The organism is Prevotella bivia DSM 20514 (genome assembly GCF_000262545.1).
GTDB classification, from domain to species: domain Bacteria; phylum Bacteroidota; class Bacteroidia; order Bacteroidales; family Bacteroidaceae; genus Prevotella; species Prevotella bivia.
Genome location: NZ_JH660660.1, coordinates 1,399,953 through 1,419,421, shown reverse-complemented (window position 1 = coordinate 1,419,421; position 19,469 = coordinate 1,399,953). Strand labels below are relative to the sequence as shown.

The 19,469-nt window shown below is 39.4% G+C and carries 17 protein-coding genes and 1 pseudogene; 16 read left to right on the top strand and 2 right to left on the bottom strand.

The window, feature by feature from the left end; translation table 11 throughout:
* The first annotated feature begins 20 nt into the window (after nucleotides 1–20).
* The gene (locus tag PREBIDRAFT_RS08450) at nucleotides 21–1,652 is read left to right on the top strand and encodes an RNA-binding domain-containing protein (RefSeq protein WP_004335944.1); all 1,632 of its coding nucleotides are present in this window, start codon (nucleotides 21–23) and stop codon (nucleotides 1,650–1,652) included.
* A gap of 81 nt (nucleotides 1,653–1,733) precedes the next feature.
* On the opposite strand, the pseudogene PREBIDRAFT_RS11715 reads toward PREBIDRAFT_RS08450, so the two are convergent.
* A pseudogene (locus PREBIDRAFT_RS11715) lies at nucleotides 1,734–1,934 on the bottom strand (hypothetical protein); the annotation flags it as partial.
* 129 nt (nucleotides 1,935–2,063) lie between these two features.
* On the opposite strand from PREBIDRAFT_RS11715, the gene PREBIDRAFT_RS08445 reads away from it, so the two are divergent.
* The 11 genes from PREBIDRAFT_RS08445 (at nucleotide 2,064) to PREBIDRAFT_RS08390 (ending at nucleotide 12,743) form a co-directional block, all read left to right on the top strand.
* Nucleotides 2,064–3,539 carry an IS5 family transposase gene (locus tag PREBIDRAFT_RS08445; RefSeq protein ID WP_004339707.1) on the top strand — a complete coding sequence of 492 codons (1,476 nt, stop codon included), beginning with the start codon at nucleotides 2,064–2,066 and terminating at the stop codon, nucleotides 3,537–3,539.
* A 524-nt stretch (nucleotides 3,540–4,063) separates the two neighbouring features.
* Nucleotides 4,064–5,653, top strand: a complete 1,590-nt coding sequence (istA, locus tag PREBIDRAFT_RS08435; RefSeq protein WP_004337046.1) for an IS21 family transposase — start codon at nucleotides 4,064–4,066, stop codon at nucleotides 5,651–5,653.
* Nucleotides 5,654–5,659: 6 nt separating this feature from the next.
* Nucleotides 5,660–6,448 (top strand): IS21-like element helper ATPase IstB, encoded by a 789-nt coding sequence (gene istB / locus PREBIDRAFT_RS08430; RefSeq protein ID WP_004337048.1) that lies wholly within the window; start codon nucleotides 5,660–5,662, stop codon nucleotides 6,446–6,448.
* A 147-nt stretch (nucleotides 6,449–6,595) separates the two neighbouring features.
* Entirely contained in the window at nucleotides 6,596–7,795 is a 1,200-nt protein-coding gene (locus PREBIDRAFT_RS08425) for a toprim domain-containing protein (RefSeq protein WP_004336529.1), read from the top strand.
* A 4-nt stretch (nucleotides 7,796–7,799) separates the two neighbouring features.
* Nucleotides 7,800–8,279, top strand: coding sequence for a PH domain-containing protein (locus tag PREBIDRAFT_RS08420; RefSeq protein ID WP_004336530.1), 480 nt, complete (start codon nucleotides 7,800–7,802; stop codon nucleotides 8,277–8,279).
* Nucleotides 8,260–9,021: a hypothetical protein gene (locus tag PREBIDRAFT_RS08415; protein WP_004339706.1), complete on the top strand. Its 762-nt coding sequence runs from the start codon at nucleotides 8,260–8,262 to the stop codon at nucleotides 9,019–9,021. The genes PREBIDRAFT_RS08420 and PREBIDRAFT_RS08415 overlap by 20 nt, the downstream gene beginning before the upstream one ends.
* A gap of 25 nt (nucleotides 9,022–9,046) precedes the next feature.
* The gene (locus PREBIDRAFT_RS08410) at nucleotides 9,047–9,874 is read left to right on the top strand and encodes a hypothetical protein (protein ID WP_004336532.1); all 828 of its coding nucleotides are present in this window, start codon (nucleotides 9,047–9,049) and stop codon (nucleotides 9,872–9,874) included.
* A gap of 1 nt (nucleotide 9,875) precedes the next feature.
* Nucleotides 9,876–10,178, top strand: coding sequence for an HU family DNA-binding protein (locus PREBIDRAFT_RS08405; RefSeq protein ID WP_004336533.1), 303 nt, complete (start codon nucleotides 9,876–9,878; stop codon nucleotides 10,176–10,178).
* Nucleotides 10,179–10,183: 5 nt separating this feature from the next.
* Nucleotides 10,184–10,687: a hypothetical protein gene (locus PREBIDRAFT_RS08400; protein ID WP_155114389.1), complete on the top strand. Its 504-nt coding sequence runs from the start codon at nucleotides 10,184–10,186 to the stop codon at nucleotides 10,685–10,687.
* Nucleotides 10,684–11,856, top strand: a complete 1,173-nt coding sequence (locus PREBIDRAFT_RS08395; RefSeq protein ID WP_004336535.1) for a hypothetical protein — start codon at nucleotides 10,684–10,686, stop codon at nucleotides 11,854–11,856. Before PREBIDRAFT_RS08400 ends, PREBIDRAFT_RS08395 begins: the two co-directional genes overlap by 4 nt.
* A 74-nt stretch (nucleotides 11,857–11,930) precedes the next feature.
* On the top strand, nucleotides 11,931–12,743 hold the full coding sequence (locus tag PREBIDRAFT_RS08390; protein WP_004336536.1) for a hypothetical protein: 813 nt from the start codon (nucleotides 11,931–11,933) through the stop codon (nucleotides 12,741–12,743).
* A gap of 7 nt (nucleotides 12,744–12,750) precedes the next feature.
* On the opposite strand, the gene PREBIDRAFT_RS08385 is transcribed toward PREBIDRAFT_RS08390, so the two are convergent.
* A complete protein-coding gene (locus tag PREBIDRAFT_RS08385) occupies nucleotides 12,751–14,352 on the bottom strand; it encodes a relaxase/mobilization nuclease domain-containing protein (protein WP_004336537.1) in 1,602 nt (533 codons plus the stop codon).
* A 187-nt stretch (nucleotides 14,353–14,539) separates the two neighbouring features.
* Between PREBIDRAFT_RS08385 and PREBIDRAFT_RS08380 the strand changes: the two genes are divergently transcribed.
* From PREBIDRAFT_RS08380 to PREBIDRAFT_RS11595, 4 genes are all read left to right on the top strand, one after another.
* A complete protein-coding gene (locus PREBIDRAFT_RS08380; protein ID WP_004336538.1) occupies nucleotides 14,540–14,929 on the top strand; it encodes a mobilization protein in 390 nt (129 codons plus the stop codon).
* Nucleotides 14,930–16,273: 1,344 nt separating this feature from the next.
* A complete protein-coding gene (locus PREBIDRAFT_RS08375; RefSeq protein ID WP_004338286.1) occupies nucleotides 16,274–17,548 on the top strand; it encodes a replication initiation protein in 1,275 nt (424 codons plus the stop codon).
* A complete protein-coding gene (locus tag PREBIDRAFT_RS08370; RefSeq protein WP_004339703.1) occupies nucleotides 17,545–19,197 on the top strand; it encodes a fimbrillin family protein in 1,653 nt (550 codons plus the stop codon). The genes PREBIDRAFT_RS08375 and PREBIDRAFT_RS08370 overlap by 4 nt, the downstream gene beginning before the upstream one ends.
* Before the next feature lie 42 nt (nucleotides 19,198–19,239).
* Nucleotides 19,240–19,413: a hypothetical protein gene (locus PREBIDRAFT_RS11595; RefSeq protein WP_004339702.1), complete on the top strand. Its 174-nt coding sequence runs from the start codon at nucleotides 19,240–19,242 to the stop codon at nucleotides 19,411–19,413.
* Nucleotides 19,414–19,469: the final 56 nt, after the last annotated feature.

The window sequence follows — 19,469 nt, the reverse complement described above, 5'->3', positions numbered from 1 at the left end:
AAAAATTATTATCAAAGAATATGACAGAGCAAGAACTACTACAAATGCGTGACTTGGCAGAGGATGGAAAGTTACAGTTTAAGGAGCGTGCGAATGATCGATATGACATAAGTTGCGAGATAGTGGCGTTTTGCAATTCTCGTGGTGGACAACTTGTTATAGGCATAAATGACAAGACGGGGGTAATCAATGCTCTGTCTTATCAAGAATTGCAGGAAGTGACAAATCTACTGACAAATATTGCATCAGAAAATGTTATTCCCAATATACTAATAGAAGTGGAGAATGTTCCAGTGAAAGGTGGTGGAGTTGTTATTGCCACAATTCCAGAAGGTAAGAACAAGCCATATCATGACAACAAGGGGATTATATGGGTGAAGAATGGTGCAGACAAACGTAAGGTGTTCGACAATTCAGAGCTTGCGGAGATGATGAGTGAATGCGGTAGTTTTGCCCCTGACGAGGCTACTGTACCTAATGCCACTATTGATGATTTGGATGCAGATACTATCAAACTTTATCTAATGAGCCGTTTTGCACCGGTATTTAAAGGGAAAAACATCGACGAGTTGAATATGAAAGATTATTCGCTTGATGCAATGGCCGAAACCATTATAAAAGGAACAACCATCGAAAAATTGCTCAGAAATCTACATTTCATCCGTCCGGATGGCAAAATTAATGTTGCGGCAATGCTGCTATTCGGCAAATATACGCAACGTTGGCTACCTGTCATGACAGCAAAATGTATCAGCTATATCGGTAATTCTGTTGGTGGTACACAATTCCGAGATAAAATGCATGATATGGAAATTGAGGGTAACTTGCTCCATCAATTCCGTACCATTATGAATTTCTTTACTCGCAATCTGCGTAAGGTTCAGGTTGAAAAGGAATTCAATTCTATAGGTGAACTGGAGATACCTTACGAAAGTCTTACCGAGTATGTCGTTAATGCACTTGTACACCGCTCGCTGAATATTAAGTCTCCGATTCGTATTTTCATATTTGACAATCGTGTAGAAATTCACAGTCCGGGAACCTTGCCAAATGGATTAACTATTGAGGATGTTAAGAATGGTACATCAATGCCTCGAAATATGTTTTTGTTCACGAATGCAAATTACTTGTTGCCCTATACCGGAGCAGGAAGTGGGGTGCGCCGTGCGCTTGAATACAATCCAAATGCCGCTTTTTCAAATGGAGTAGAAGACAAAGAAATCACTCATGCCGCCAACGAGTTTGTTATTACCATACCTCGCGAAAGTAACCAAGTTCAAGCAGAAAGTAATCAAGTTATGATTGCTAATGAGCGTAAAAGTAACCAAGCTAATGAAAAAAATAACCAAGTTCAAGCAGAAAGTAACCAAGTTATGACTGCTAATGAACATAAAAGTAACCAAGCTGACAAGGAAAGTAACCAACCTCGCGTAAACTTGGTTACTCGTAAACTGACAAAGAAAGAAGAGGATATTAGGAACTTTTGTTCCGTACCGAGGACTGCGCAGGAGATTATGGATAGGTTGAAAATTTCCAATCAATCTAAAAATCGGCAGAAGTATATTACTTCCTTAATAGAGTTCGGTGTTCTTGAACGTACTATTCCCGAAAAACCCAATGACCCAAATCAGAAATATCGTCGCAAAAAATAACTACATAACAAGAATTTAACTTGCCGGTGATTTGCTGGCAAGTTAAAAACAGCGCAAACCTTGACTATTATATCTGATACTTCAAGTGGCGCAATATACAATTAATCCCACCCCCACTGTATAGACGAGCAAGAATATCACCAAGACTTTCATTCAAAAATCTGAGTACCAAACACCCTCATTACATCTGAGGATTTTGCGCATATTGGATTCATGCTCGGTAATAAGTTTCGATTGTTCGGCGCGGTGATTAGCCAATACCGAACCCCAACTTTCTATAGAATAGGGTCTGCTAATTAGGGTCTACTAATTAACTTTAACTGTCTGACAATTAGCTATTTATATTGTATAAAATTTGGTCAATTCGCCCAAAATGACTACCTTTGGATGTTAAAACATTCAAGAATCGAGATGAAATACTATTCACAATATCGCAGTCACGACCTGTTTGAACTTCAGAAGTCACTTTCGGGATTGAGCAAATCCAACCGTTGGGTCAAACTGGCCGACCACCTTCCCTGGGGCAGAATAGAGAAGGAATACAACAAACGTCTGAGGAATAGTCACAACGGTGCCGGCAACAAGCCCGCCCGCATGGTGGTGGGAGCGCTAATCGTAAAGCATGTGGAAAAACTGAGCGATGAGAAAACCATCCAAGCCATTCAGGAGAACCCCTACATGCAGTACCTGCTTGGGCTTGAGAAGTTTACGGAAAAGCCGGTATTCGTTCCAGAGTTGTTCGTCCTTGTCCGCAAGCGACTTGATCATGACTTCTTCAACATGCTGACCCTGATGCTGGCGGAAACAGACGGGAGCAAGCCGAAGAAGGAACACACCGACGAGGACGGCAACGATCACGGCGGTACGATGAAGATTGACGCCACATGCTGCGACGCAGAGGTACGCTATCCAACGGATTCCAACCTGTTGGAGGACGGCAGCAGGCTGATAGACCGCTTGCTTGACAAGTTCTGCGCACGCCACAAGGTGAAGAAACCTCAGACCCACCACACGGAAGCCCGCAAGGCCTTCATCGAACTGATTAAGAAAAAACGCAAGGGGAAGAAACTCATTGACAAGACAAAACTAATCCAGATACGATGCCTGCAGGCAGACTTCCAGCTGTTTCTTAAATTCCTGGGCAAACAGTCAAGCACACTTCTTGCTTGCTTCAGCCGCCATGACTACAAATGTCTTCAGGCAGCGTTCAAGATGTATGAACAGCAAAAAATGATGTTCGAGCAGAACGTCCGCAGATGTGCCGACCGCATCATCAGCATCTACCAGCCACATCTCCGTCCCATAGTCAGAGGCAAGGCGAAGGCCACGGTTGAGTTCGGTGCGAAAATCGGTGCCAGCATCGTGAGCGGTTACACCTACGTGGACCATGTCAGCTGGGATGCCTATAACGAATCATCCGACCTCGGCATGCAGCTGGAACTCTACAAAAGGCGTTTTGGAATGCTGCCCAAGGAGATACAGGCCGACAAGCTCTATCTGGGGAAAGAGAACAGGAAGCACATCAAGTCCTGCTATGTCAATTGCTACAACCGTCCACTGGGCAGACCTCCCAAGGAAGAGAATGATACACACGCAGAGGATAAGAAGAGAGCCATCGGCGAGCGAAATGAGATAGAAGGCACGTTTGGAACAACCAAGAGAGTTTACCGAGCCAACGACATCCGAGCGAAACTTGACCAAACGGCTGACACTTGGATAGGAGCTTGCTTCTTCGCTAAGAACATCATGAAGTTCCTAAGGGGACTTCTTTGTCTCATTTTCGAAAAATCGGGCTTGAAGACCTTCCAAAAGAGAATTATGAGCATTTTTGACAGCATGGAGGCTGTATTACCCACACCACAAGGTTGTATGAAAGAAATAGATTAGCAGACCCTAATTATCAATTTATAATTATTTTGTCAGGTAGCGATAGTTTGCAAAACAAAGGTTATGGAGAAACTTGGGAAATAGATGACATCCCTGCATTCGAAGCACCATACACTCTTAATTATTATTTTGAGAGGCAAGCTCCACCCGATACCATTGTGGTTAAAATCTATAACATTTGCGAATTACCTAAAAAAAGTTATAAAGGATATATATTTTTATAAGATGCAGAAGGAATAGTTGTTATATGAATATGACGATAGACCTCTGTTAACTCCACAGTTTGTTACTGAAGTAACTTGAACTTTTCCGTGAATCTTATAATTTTGTACGTTCTTATCAGTTGGAAAAGCCACACTAATTTGACCCACGCTGGCAAGTATTTTAGACCCAGTAAGGTTAAAATAACCAGCCCCACCTTGCCAAAATAAGAATGACCCTTTGAAACGCTAGTTTTTTAGGGTCATTTTGTAGTTTTGTGTTACTGTCCTGGTCGGCATTAAAAACATAAAACTATTATTTATATGACAAAATTAAAGAATTTATTGCGCTGTTACGCATCTGGTATGGGAATAAGAAGTATTTCTAGTACTTTCCATATATCTCGTAACACCCTCCGCAAGTATGTCCGTAAATTCCAAGAAAGTGGCTTGTCTATGGAGCAAATTCTGTCGCTTTCAGATGATAAGCTAGCGGACTTGTTTTCAGATGGGCATTCTCGTAACCGTCCGCCTTCTGCTCGTAAGTTGGAGTTAGAGGCACTTGTTCCTGATTATGTGAAACGGCTTAGCAAGAAGGGTGTTTCTATCTTATCTCTTCACACGGAGTATCTCAAAACTCATCCTAATGGTTACCAGTATTCTACTTTCAAACACGCAATCCATGCCTACAGATGTCAAACACGAGCCGTAGGACATGTAGAGCACCTTGCTGGCGATCAGATGTATATTGATTATGCGGGTGATAAACTAGAGATAGTCGAAGAACAGACGGGTGAGGTGCGGAAGGTAGAGGTTTTTGTGGCTACCCTTCCATGCAGTCATTACACCTATTGCGAGGCAGTGTGGTCGCAGAAGAAGGAAGACCTTATCGTTGCTTGCGAGAATGCTCTTCATTTCTTTGGTGGTGTACCCAAGGCTGTTGTGCCTGACAACTTAAAATCAGCCGTTATCCGCAGTGATCGTAATGAGCCTGTTATCAATGACGACTTCGCTGCTATGGCTGAATTTTATGACATGGCTGTTTATCCAGCTAGGGTGCGCCGTCCCAAGGACAAGGCACTGGTTGAGAATGCTGTAAAGCTAATGTATCGGTCGGTATATGTAGATATTGAAGGGCAAATTTTCCATAATCTAGAATCACTTAATATTGCTATACGCACATCTTTAGAAGCATTTAATAGCCGTAGATTGAGTGGACGTAAGGAATCCCGCCAAGAACTATTTGAGGAAATGGAAAAAGATTTTCTTCGTCCTCTTCCTACCGCTCGCTATCAGATGAAGTCTAGAAAGTCTGCTACTGTCATGGCTAATAGCTTCGTTATGCTAAGAAAGCATAGTTATAGTGTTCCAACAGAGTATATCGGCAAACGTATGGAGCTTATTTACGATAATGACAATGTTCAAATCTACTATGGGTTAAAGTTAGTTACCATCCATCAGCGAGATGATACTCCCTATACCTACTCACAGAAAGATGCACATAATCTTCCTGGTCATCATGGTAGCTTTGAAAAGGATTTGGAGGAAATATATCAACGGGCAGGGCAAATAGACAACATCCTTCTGCTTTATCTCAAGGAAGTCGCTACGCAGATGAAATATCCACCAAAAGCCTTCCGCTCTTGCCGTGGTATCATGTCGCTGGAGAAGAAGTATGGCATGGCTCGTCTAGTAGCAGCTTGTAACTGTGCTTCGGAAGGACGACGCTATGGCTATAATGAGATAAAGGATATACTACAGAAGGGTGATGATGCTTCCTATATATCTATGGATGAAGATAATATGGAGCTATCTCCTGAATATAAATCAAAAACGCATAAGAACATACGAGGCAAGGATTATTTCTCAAAGCAATTATCCAATAATAACAATAATAGCAAACAATTAAAGTAAACAACTATGGAACTAAATAATAATAAGACAGCACCTATTGTGCAAGAAATGGATAAGAATCAGTTATCTCTTGATTTAATGCATAGAATGAGGCTTACGGGTATGGCAACTGCCTTTGAAGAAAGTCTAACAACTACAATTGCAGATACGATGACACCAGATGCCTTTTTATCATGGCTCTTATCTCGAGAATGGGACTATCGTTCCGCAGCTGCTATTGAAAGACTCATAAAATCAGCAGGGTTTAGATATAAAGCCTATCCTGAGCAAATAGATTATAATATCAATCGCAACCTTAGCCAAAACAAAATGGAGAGAATACTCTCACTTGATTTTATCAAGCAAGGACGCAATATATTTATTACTGGTTCATCAGGAACTGGTAAAAGTTTTATCGCTACAGCTATAGGCTATCATGCTTGTAAAAATGGTATTAGAACGATGTATGCTAATATGTCAAAATTACTAGGGATACTTAAAGTCGCCAAGAATAAAGGAACGTTAGAAACAGAGCTAAAGAAGATAGAGCGATGTCGCTTGTTAATCCTCGACGATGCCTTCCTTGTACCTGTAGATGCAAAAGAGCGTCCTATATTACTTGATATTATAGAAGATAGGCATGAAAGGAAGTCGATTATCATATCTTCTCAACTTCCTGTGGACAACTGGTACGATGCAATAGGCGACCCTACCGTGGCAGATGCTGTACTAGATAGAATCGTGCATAGCTCATATCAAATAGAACTAACTGGAGAGAGTCTTAGAAAGATAAAAGCAAAGAATATTGGTAGGTAATAGCGAAATAAAATGACCCACCCGACCAGGGCATTTAGTGGGTCAATAATAAATCGTTTTACTGGGTCTAAAATACTTTGCCAGCGTGGGTCAAATTAGTGTGGCTTTTCCAACAAGTATCAACTGGATTAAAACTCTGATAGACTTATGAGAGAACATCAAGTAGATTTCAAAGCTTTGAAGGCTAAGGTTGGTATTGACGATATAGCATATAGCCTCGGTTATCAAGTTGACAGAAAAGCAGGAATGGGGCGGTACGTTGAATTTGTACTTCCCGATTCAGCAGGAGGAAGAAAGGACACCATCATTGTAAGTCATATTCATGACAAGTCACAACAGACTTTCTTCCGCCGTAATGGTCAGCGTGGTGATGTAATCAACTTTATTCAGGAGAATGCAAATTCTTTTGGTGTAAGTGGTCGTAATACATGGGATTTAATCAGCAAAGTCATGGCCAAGTTTGCTAACCAACCCATAGATGACACTCAACAAAAAGCATATACTCAAATCAACAGGGAAAGCAAGCCCTATGATCCCAAGCTTTATCAGATAGAACCTATCCTACAAAATATGGATGCTGCTCAATATATCTTCCGTCAGCGCAATATCAAGAAGGAGACCATCGAAGATTTTGCTCCATGGATTAAGAGAGTAAAGGACACACGCTTTAACAGCGAGTTTGTCAATATTGGATTCCCTTACGTTAAGCCTGGTTCGGATAAAGTGGAAGGCTATGAGATACGTGGTTATGGCAGTTTCAAGCGTAAAGCTACAGGAACCAATTCCACCACTGCTGCTTGGATTGTGGACTTCTCAAAGAACAACAATCCGCAGGACATCAAGCATGTGTACTTCGCCGAAAGTGCATACGATGTTATGGCTTTCTATCAGGCAAATAAGGCAAAACTAAAGGGAGAACTGGAACAATCTGTCTTTGTTTCGATTGGAGGCACTTTCTCCAATCAGCAGGTCGGAGGTATTATGGACTATTACTCTAATGCTCGTGCCGTCGATTGTTTCGACAATGACGCGCCTGGGCGTATCTATGGAATGCGGATGGTTGGCGTTGTAGAAAAGATTCCACTCAACATTGTGCAGACCAATGATGCCATCAGAGTAAGTGTTAATGGAATCGAGCATAAACTGGACACTCAAAAAGCAACACTGAATAATCTGCATGATTTCATACACTTCAAACGCAAATATGGCGTAGAGAAAGCGCCATCTGCCTTCAAAGACTGGAATGATGTAGTAATGAACAAACCATCGTCTCAAATCCTTTCCAAAAGTAAGTTTGAACGTGAAGACAATCTTAGGGAAAAGCGGATGGGTGGGCTAAAGATATAGGGTTATGGACGTATATATCAAACCAAATTACAGACAGTTTTTTGCTGAATACACAGGATTGACCTTATTGTTTATGATGTCGCTTGTTGTCATGCCCTTCTCATTTATCTTCAATAATGGATATATCCAAATCGGCTTATCTTCTCTTTCCCTGCTGTTGGCTATCGTGGGGATAGCGAAGTATATCACTCTCACGGCTGTCGTCTGGATCATCAGCGATACTTCGCTATGTCGTATTCGTGGTGTATTCTCACGCCATACCGACTATATAGAATTGTATCGTGTGGTGGACTATAGCGAGTCGCAGACCTTTCTACAAAAGTTATGGAGGGTAAAAACAGTGTGCATCATTTCCACCGACAAGACTGACAGTACGATGGTGATGTATGGTGTGTGTGCCCGATATGATATAGTCCAGCTCATCAGAAACAGAGTGGAAAATTGTAAAAAAGAAAAGAGAATATATGAAATCACAAATCAGTAAAAAAAAGACTTTTTTCATCGCATTGTTGTGCTGTTTCAACAGCTATATCCATGCATCTGTCGTACAAGTAGATCCTGTCCTGGCTGGTGCCATTACATTGCAGATGAACACGTTGAAGAATATCTATTCAAAACGTGAGAAGACACAGAATAAAATCATCGCTGCAGAAGCTGCCGTAACGGTGGCTTTGGATCAAATGCACAAGGTGGAGGACAAGGTGCTGGGCTATATGTCCAACGTACAAGGTGCCTTTAAGAATCTTTATCAAATAAAGCGTGCTGGCGAATTGGTTGTTAAGGAAATTCCTGCCAACATGAACAATGTGCGCCGTGCCATCAAGGTAGGTGGCTTCCAAGGAACATTCCTCGCAACAACGGTTGGTACGGAGCTTAGCAGCATGACCATGGATATGATGAGTCTCTATCCTTTCTTAGAGCAACTTGTTACCAGTGGTACATACAATACTAAAGAGTTTGATGAGAAAGGTAATATAATAGACAAGAAGCATAAGGTTAATCTACTTAACTCAGCAGAACGCTATTACATCTGCAATACTGTGGTTGACAAACTCGAAAGCATTAACACCTCGCTTTATCTTCTCGCATGGGAAATCCAAACTATGCGCTGGCGTGATCTTTTCTTTAAACTCGATCCCGAAGGATGGGCAACTATGATGACAGGTAAGAATATCGTGGAAGGCGTTATTAGCGACTGGAATTATAATCTACGCAGATACAATTAAACTATAACTATAATAAGGTACTTTAATGGAACAATCAGATAGAGTGTTTGGTCTATGTCCTGTATGTGGGCATGGCCATATTATCAAGACTAATAGAGATTATGTTTGTACTAACCGATTAAAACCATCGTCAGAGCATGGTGGTTGTCGATTTTCAATACCTCTCCATGCACATGGTGTTGATATAACCGATGGAATGATCCGGCAGCTGATAACGACTGGCAATACAGAATACATGGAAATGTGCGATCAAAAAGGGTTCCCTTATCAAGGACGCTTTGTCATCACCCCCGGCAAGGGTTATAATATAGAAACCGAGACACGACCTATTGATGCAATCTGTCCTAACTGTGGAGGAAAAATTATTCAGACACGGTTTGGGTATGCTTGTGTCAACCATCTACCCCCCAACTCTTTATGCAGCTTCATCATACCCAACTTCATCTGTAATCGTTATATCACTGTAAAAGAGGCAGAAGACTTCTGCAATGGGAATGGTGATATTCTTGATGGTTTCCTCAATAGTCACGGCAAATGGTTTTCTGCTTATCTTACAAGTGGCGAAAATGGAAACGTGGAGCTATCTTCTATCATTGGTAAATGTCCTGCTTGCGGACAGGATTTTTTGATAGGTCCGACTGCCTTCAATTGTTCCAATTTCAGACACGGCTGTGATTTTAAAATATGGAGGCATTACTACGGCCACAAGGTCAATCTCCATAATGCAAAGGAATTGCTGACTCATGGTAAGCTAAGGAGGCCTTTCGAAGCCTTCGATAAACTCGGTCATGTACATGCCCTTACGTTGCAAGTCGGATTCCATAACGAAATACAAGTAACACCATATAAATAAAATGAACATGAAAGAGAAACAACTTTCTTCTAACGAACTTTTGCAGAAAGCAAAAGAACGCTCAGGCTTGTCTAAAGAAGTGTTGAGACAAAGCCTTCACTCCTTATTAGGGGTAATCAGTGAAGCTCTGGACGATGGCAAGTGTATCGTGCTGGATAACTTCGGTAGTTTTGATTTGAGAACCGTAAAAGAACACACAGTTACACCTCCCCCTCCCAACAACAAACCAATAGTAGTTCCAGAACATCAGGTTGTTCGATTCAAACCCTATAAGAATATCCTCTGTTATCATATCAAATATTGATGAAGATGAAGAAATTATCTATAATAGCTACAGTAATATCTTGTATCGTTTGGGGATCCTGTAGTCCTTCGAAGTCAGGAATGGTTCATAAAGCCAAACAAAACCTCGAAGCATCTCTTGATTATCCCAAGCAGTTAAAACTGACAGCCCATACAGAGCCTGACTCTGCCTTCGGCGTGAACTATTTTACTCGTAAAGAGATCACTGGTATGCTAAAGGTTATGGATGTTGTCACCAAGAACCTCATGGCAAAGACACAGGGAGTAGCAGATATTTCTAATGCGGATGTATATACGGTGAACCTGATGCGCCGTCAGATGAATGCTGCCACAGAAGTACAGACAATGATCTTCAAGAACACTCTCAAAGGGGAATGGTCGGGGTGGAAAGTGAAACTGGACTACGAATGTGTCGATAAGGACGGTATGAAGTATCGTGCTGAACGCTGGGTTTTCTTCGATCGGGAAGGTAAGGATGTAGTAAAGACTTTTGAAATACCATTGCCGTGAACGAATACCCTAAGAGGCAACAAAACCTCGTAAAAGAATTATACAAGTGCCACTCTCTGTATGAAACAGAGAAGGCACTTGTGCTTTTTGATGTAGGCACTTCTTTTGTTGTCATTGGTAACGATGCCGATAAGCTATACCTTACGCTTGGATGGGAAATTACCGATTTCTCTGATGGAGATAGCATCTATTCGTATATGATTATTTCTCCCTACGGAGCAAAGATATTGCAGGACTTACGACTCAATGTAGAATATTACAATGCAGGAAATCTTCCGCAAATCAGTGCTCAACCTATAGTAACTATCCAACAGATACTGGACTATCTTCGAATGGTTGTCGGTCAGGAAAGTCTGACCTATCCCATTATAACAGCCCCTATTACAATAGAGGAAGTCGGATTTATCAGAGAGATACGTATTACTTCACTTATCATTGATACACAATCTGTTTCTGTGCGCGTCGACAATACTGAGCTGATAGAATTAGTCAAAGAGCATGAATGGAATTTCAGTCATACAGGGCTTACTCTGTTAGACAATTTATCAGGAGTAGTAGAGCCCCAGCTTCCTTATATGGTAAACCTTATACAAGCCCAGCCGCAAACCCTTAGAAATCAAAGACTACATAATACGGTATTGTATAAGCTTTTTCTTGATAAGAAAAGTATTGTTTCGTCAGACACCATTGTTTTTATTCAAGTCGAAGATTCTTACCTAACTTTTGACGATGATGCCATTGACGTTGTTACCTTTCAGAAGGAGGTGCTGTTATATGAGTGTAGCTTATTTGGCTTGCGTGGTCGAACCGTTGCATTATTGTCTCGTCTCCAACTCGAAATATTGAGAGATACTCATTCTCTATTAGTAGTGAATAGTTCGAAAGATATTCCACTATATAAGTTAGGGTTGCAAGAAAGTTTTCTTAACATGAAATTTAATTATGAGCTTTCTTATTCAGATGTAGTTATTCGCAAGCAGAAAAGTGGCGAATACGTCATTTCAGCAAGCTATAATAGTTATCCACTACCCGAATCTCCAATTCACAATACCATTGGAGGATATTTCTGTACTCTACCATCTTGTAAAGAACGCAGTGCAATACTATCATCACTCGCTCATCGCACCTACGATACCCTGATTTCATCAGTTTTTGACTCCAGTGAATGAAATAGTTGACAAATAATAATAAAAATCCATATCATAGCGTTATCTTTGTAGTCATTAATCAAAAGTTATAAATTATGTTCTATCGGTACTGCCTGCTAATCCTATCAGTCCTGTTTTCATGTACAGCCTTTGCACAAGAAAATACTGTCAATAATCCACAAGAGCCTATCCTTGGTTACTATCATTTGGGAATGAACTTTGACGAGTATTGGGGGCAAGTACAAAAAATGAAAGAGGCTACAGAGGTAACAGATACAATTACATCAATGTCAAAATATCTTATATCCATCAATGGTATTACTTTCGATGTTGCTGCCGCTGTTTCTCCTCCTGGAGGTATCGGAGGGGATGACTATGATAATTATACGAAAGAAACGTTACCACTTTACTTTACAGATAGCAACTATTTTCTTGAAAACAAATTGGTTTCTGTTACAGTTAATACACCTGTACATGAAATGGAGAATGTCTTTTGTTATATGCCAGCTGGCTTATATGAACAACAGCATTTACCCAAGAATCGATGTATGTTTGATGTATATAACATTGAACTCCATAACCAACTGGTTAGCCTAACAGAGACTTTAGAATCCTATCTATCCAAAAAGTATGGCACACCAACTAAAGAATATCCCATTGCTAAACTGCAACCTTTAGACAAAGGTGAGCCGTTCCGCCAATTCTCTGCTCACTGGTTTAGCTTATGCAAATCAGGTGCAATCTTGCCAAAAGCAGAATGGCAAACAGGGAATATGAAGGTTATAATGGGAATAACCTATTTTGCCACCATCTTCATATCTTTCTTAGACGAAACGCTGTTATCTCATCAAAACCTTGACAGAATTTTTGCACCAGCAGACCAACCAAGACCTAAAGTCGAATGGTAGTTCCAGTTTATCGCTTAAATCTTCTTTCATCATCTATATCATCCCAGTTGCTTCCTCCTCCAACTTCCCACTCACGGTTAGAATGATGATCAGAGCCAGTCGGACGTAACAGATTCTCTGCATTGATATGTTGGGAATTTGTTTGTTGTGGGCTTGTCGACTGTACCTTCGCAACCGTCCCTCTCTCATGCTTCATCAATAGGGATAAGTCTATATTCGTATCTCGTAGATTAACGATTGTGGAGTTACCCATATCAACAGCATAAACCGATTCCTCTTTTCTGAATATAAGGATCTTGGCATTATGGAAGTCATCATATAAGTGTCCTCTTTCCGCCGTACCCAAAATTTCCCTGATTTGATTAACGGTACCATCTATCTTTTCTTTATTTTTATCAAGGTTTAGCTGAATAACACTCTCATCTTCGATATGCCCAAATTTGCATAGGATAGTCCTCTCTTCTTCAGTCGCTGGATTGAATTCTTGAATCCATTGCCTCCTAAAATTCTTGCGTAAAATAGAAAAATCTTTCTCTTCAACGGCAATCGAAATTGTGCGCTGCTTATCTCTAATATACCCATCATGATAGATATTCACTCTATATTTCCACCATAGCGACTTATTTACTTCACCAATAGTAAGTTTATCGTTTTCCTCAATCAACTTATGTACAAACCCTAAAATTGCCTTTTCACGTTCTCCGACGGATATATTCTCCTGCTGCTTAAACTCAAGCAAAGTCTTAATATATAAGACTTCACTACCTTTATATACAGCCTTGTTTTTGTGATCTACCACCATATATCCATAGGGAGCATCTTTTTTCCCTACAAAGACAAGCGATATACCCAATTTCTTTTTCAGCATCTTGTTGAGATCTTCTTTGTTAGAAGTCAGTTCCTTGTATTTTAAAAGAATAGCCTTTAGTCTTTTGCGCTGCTTACTACTTTCTTCTTTTGTTTTCTTCGTCATAGCCAACTCTATATCCTTGATGGAAATATTATCCAGGACAGTACCTCCTTTTTTAACATTGAGTTTGTCATCTTCTACATAACTCTCATATCCATTACTCTCCAAAATAGCTTGAAATTGCCCCAACGTAGCAAATGAGTATTCCATAGCCTTTTGAATGATACCCTTCACTTCACGCTTTGGCTCAACTCCCATAATTTTATTGATGATAGCCTGTGAGCGTAACCGTTCGTTGTGATCGTTTATCTTTTCTCCATTAGGATTTACTCTGCTCGTCACAACATGAATATGGTTGTTGCCAGTGTCGTGGTGTGCGTAGATCAAAATAGGCTGCCCTTTACCGTCATACCCCATTTCTTTCAGGTATTGATGCGCAATATTCAGTAGTTGATTATGCGTATATTCCTGTTTCTTACATGAGATAGAAACGTGAAATTGGGTATTCTTGATATTCTGATTGACCGATGAATATTTCATAAGATACTCCTGTAAATTGGCTGCGGTTACGTTTCCAGTCTTTTGAAGATAGTCAAAATTAGAAATCTCTAAGAGTTCCGCCGTACCCTTAGACACCTTTCTTTCGTTATAATTGACAGCATTGAATGTACTGCTTGAATGGAGAATAGTTGCTATCATTGCACTTTAATTGATGTAAAGATAGCTTCGCTAAAAATGACCAAGGAGACTTTCTGCCACACTGCGCTGGTCAATAAATTAAAGTGCATCGAAACTATGCTGCAAATATAGCATTTTTAGTTGAATTTTAGTTCGATAGGCTCGCCTAAAATTTGTATCTTTGGTTAGGAATTTCAAAAAACATCGCATGAAAGAAGACAAAAGAACAAATCGTATCTTCCTTGTTTTGAACAATAAAGAACTTGATTTGTTCAAAAACAAGGCAAAGAATTATAATCAATTATCGGCTATGATACGTGATGCTGTGGCTCAATTTGATGATAAAGGAACAGTAAAACGTATTGAATCTCTGAATAGATTAGCCGATTTGATAACAGAATTTAATCACGAAATATCTAAGCAAGGTGTAAATCTTAATCAAATTACCAAACGTGCAAATGAGCTAATTTATAGTGGAGAACTAAACGAAGAATACTACAATAAAATCATTCTCCCTCATGTTTCTGACCTAAAAAAAATGATGAACAACATAAAAAAGCAGCAATCTGACATCTTCAAAAGATTGCTGGAAATCTAAAAAAGGCATCATTTTTTGTCCTAATATCGGAGTTGCGACGATATTTCTCCCACTTTTGTGGGCAAGTAGCTTTTATGTGCAGATTTGAAAAATATGCGTATAAAAGCACAACTTGCTACACATTTTCTACGCCTTATTTCTATCCATTTGTACATAGGATTTACGTCTAATTTTCATCATTCCACCCTAATTTCATCTTGGAAATTTAGATTACATCCGTTTAGCCTATATGTTTTTATGTTCATCATAAAAGCAAAACAGCAAACAACCATAAAAACAAGATATATGTTTTACAAACAATTATAAAGTTTGCCAATCATAAAAGCAAAACAGCAAACAACCATAAAAACAAAATATATGCTTTACAAACAATTATAAAGTTTGCCAATCATAAAAGCAAAACAGCAAACAACCATAAAAACAAGATATATGTTTTACAAACAATTATAAAGTTTGCCAATCATAAAAGCAAAACAGCAAACAACCATAAAAACAAAATATATGCTTTACAAACAATTATAAAGTTTGCCAATCATAAAAGCAAAACAGCAAACAACCATAAAAACAAAATATATGCTTTACAAACAATTATAAAGTTTGCCAATCATAAAAGCAAAACAGCAAACAAAAACAACAAGGGCAAAAAAATCATCGGTGATACCAATATTCAGTATGGCAGACAGGAGGGGAAAGTGGTCGTATAATTTCTGTGCTGCCTATTGTTTTATTGGCTACCGTTGAAAAAAATCGTAATGTTATTGTTATTTTATCGGGATAAAAATAAATTAACCTTGATTTTTGGAGATTTTTTCAACCAAATATTGATGTATGGTTGCCCGATATGATATACTCCTTTGTAACCTTTTGAGAACGATTAAGTAACCTCTCGGTAAAATTGGAGACTTGTTTTTTGTACGTCATCGACCTTATTTTTTTCCCTTTAGTTCAAAGTTTCTCTCGCGCGCGTATAAAGCTTTATTTATTATATTTATTTATAAGCTTTATTTAAGAGCCTCGTAACTCACTGAAAATCATAGAGATTACTTGTTATTAAGTAACCTTTTGGGAACGATTAAGTAACCTTTTGGGAACGATTAAGTAACCTTTTGGGAAAAGCCTCCTTCTTCTCCCTTGATTGTTTGATGTGCCAATCCGACTTTTCAAAGTTTTGTCATCTTTTCTTTGTTTTATCTTATAATCTTCCTATATTTGCATTGTCGTTTCGATGCACTTTAATACATTTACCGAAACAGCTGACAGTTGTCTTCCCGGTACCCTTTAATCAAATTTTCGCTACGACATCAGAGATTATCAATTCTGGAAGTTTAATTAAAGGGTTTAGTAATGACAACAAGACGAATCACCCTCATAAAAAATGGCGACGTGGGCAAATGCTCATTCAGTTTCAACAACCTTATTCTCCGTTCTCCTCTTCGCTATACGATGATGGAACGCCGTTTTCTCTACAAGCTGTCAGAGGCTATCAAGATGCGATATGAAGAAATGGGATTAACAATGCGTGATAACTGGCAGAATCTTATATTCAACATGACAGATCGAGATTTAGCTTCGGTCGGTGGAAATACTCATGTTATGCGTACTTACAAGACAGTGCGGTCGCTTGCACAAAAAGCCATCGTCCAGTTTCATGAGAATGAAGACAAACAGCTGGTGGTGGATTACTTTCACTGGATAGACGCTTTCAGATGGAACACCTCAACGAACGACTATACGGTGCGTGTCTCTCCAGAACTGTATGACTACGTCATCAATCTTACCAAGTCGTTTACAGTCCTCAATTTACATACGGCAATCTTGCTGGAATCGAAATACTCGCAAAAATTCTATGAGATATGTTGCCTCTATTCGGGCGATTTCCGCTATATCGATCCTACAATGCTCAACGAGACTTACAAAAAGAGAGTCCTGAAAATGTCGGTCGAAACCTTCCGCTTTACCTTCGGACTATCAGAACTCCATGATCCTAAGACTGGAGAGCTGCTGGAAAAAGAGAAATATCAGCGTTTCAAAACGATGGTAGAGAAAGTTATCCTGCCAGCACAACGAGAATTGTATGAGCTTTATCAAAACAATCAATGTGATGTGTGGTTCGATTTTGAAGTGGCAGACCGTTATGGGCGTGGCAGAAACGGCTCACCCAGGAACCTGCGCTTTTACGTTTATTCAAGAGAGTTTCCAAAGTCTAAAGATGCTGATAAGGATCGACCATGGCAGGAAGGCGATACTCCGCTATTTCCATTCGAAAAGAAAGATGACAAAAAGGCTCCAAAGGAAAGAACTTATAAGCAAACTGACTGGCTTAGCCTCGATGGAGACTTCCAAAGAGACACGGTACACCAACTGCTGAAAAGCTATTTGGATAATGATGCAGCAGACTACTATATGGCCAAGATTGACGAGGAACAACGGCAAAACAACGATACCTATTCACAGGTGATTCAGGTAATCTACGAAAAACAGAAACAAGCCAAGTTCCAACAAGGGACTAAGAAATATAAGCAGAAGTGCTTAATCGATTTTGTGTTTCCTAAAAATTTAAAAGTATATGGCTGGCATATAGATCCTATAAATTTTGAACCAAATAATTATGCAAAATGAAACATTTTAATTTATTACATTCAATGGTTTTTGTGTTTATAGCCATGTTATCATTGGGCTTCATGTCTTGTACGGAAGAAGAGCTGGAGGATAGAAGCCAGATGCCGAGCGATGCCATTAAGTTCACTGTTTCCGAGGCGAAAACAGAAACTCGCACCTCGTTGGACTCAAAAAAAATTCGCCAACACTTGAAATCTTTCTATGTTTCGGCATTTCCTGCTAAAACCTATCAAGGTATGATTCCTGACAACGACTTTTACATGAAAGATGTTGAAATTGTCAATGACGGTAAGGGAAATTTTTCGTATCGAAAAGATGAAAAAACTTATCCATGGCCTGCTTACCCTCTTAATTTCGTAGCGGTTAATGACAGTCGAACTCCATCCCAATTTATTGAAGGTAAGTTGGATATAGGATGTTTCCGTGGGGGCAGCATTGATTATGTGTGTGCCTATACAACTAATCAAGATAAAAACAAGAACGGCGGAACTGTTGATTTACAGTTTCATCACTTGATGTCGCAAATTAGGTTTTATGTAGCTGAGCGTTCACTCAATCTAAATTGTGATATTAAGAAAATAGGATTGAAAGGTGTATATGATATTGCAGATATGCATATAGATCCTGCAGGCAATATCACAGTCAGTGAAGCTCAAGATAATCTTGGAAAGGGTGATTATTCTATTGATGTTACCGATTATGTCCCAGACCAGGAGCCCGTACTATTGAATTATAATAAAGAACTCTTTATTCCACCACTTACTCAAAAAGGCTGGAATCCTTCCAGTAATATTTTGCCAAAAGATATAGACGATGCTATCGAAAATAATAACCCAGAGAATGTTTATGCATATGTATGGATGGAGTGTAAAATTCAAAAAAATGGAAAATATTTGGTTGGAAGTGAGAACTCTTATGGAAGAACCTGTTTTCCGTTTAAGGTCAATTTGAAACCAGGCAAACGATACAATTATGTGATTACTCTAACGGATGACTTTATTGGTTACCCAGACCAAAATACAACAATCCAAGAGCCTAAACTGGGTTGGGTCATATCTGATGAAGGTAATATTTACCGCTATTGTGGGGATGCTGTTGCAGCTGGCGAAGATCCCATTGCTATGATTGCATATATAGACGAGAATATTAATGGTCCAGCACCTTACAGTAAGCATGGATTAGCCATTTCATTGAGCTTGTTGCAAAAAAAGAGCGGTGATACATTTTTTACCTACTCGGATTTGGAAAATATAAGTAAATGGTTTAGTAAAGCACCTTCATGGACTCAATGGTATGTACCAGGGTTCAGAGAATTTGATTTGATATTTCATGCTTGTGGCGGTACTCAATATGATGGGCGGCCACATTACAGAAACCAGCCATGGGATTACGGTGGTCTTAATGAATTGTTGGAAGCTACCAACGATGCGCTGGACCCATTTTCAGCTCACTACGTTTATGATCCTTTTATAATGCTCGGGAATAACGGTTATTGGGGTGGACGGTACTGGCTGAATCCATCTGAAAATTCAAATTCCTCGATGGCATGGCTTTATTATAGCGGAGAGAAGAAATACTGCCAATGGCTAAAACTACCCCCAACAGGATTAGAACCTACAAATCAGGTACGCCCTGTTTTTGAATTCTGATGTCTAACAAGTAAAATAATAGGAAAAGAAAATATACATAAGATGAAAAAGAAATATATATCACCTAAAATTACTATTTTTGAAGTGGGTGAACCTATATTGGCAGTTACTTCTCCAAGTAAGGATCCAAAAATTAACATAGATGTTGATGACTGGGAAGATGAAGAAATCGGACCAAATAGTGTTAATAACTTTGACTTTCCTATGGATGAATAGGAGTTAGGTAACCATACTATAAATATAGGGGCATAGTATCAATAATCTATGTCCCT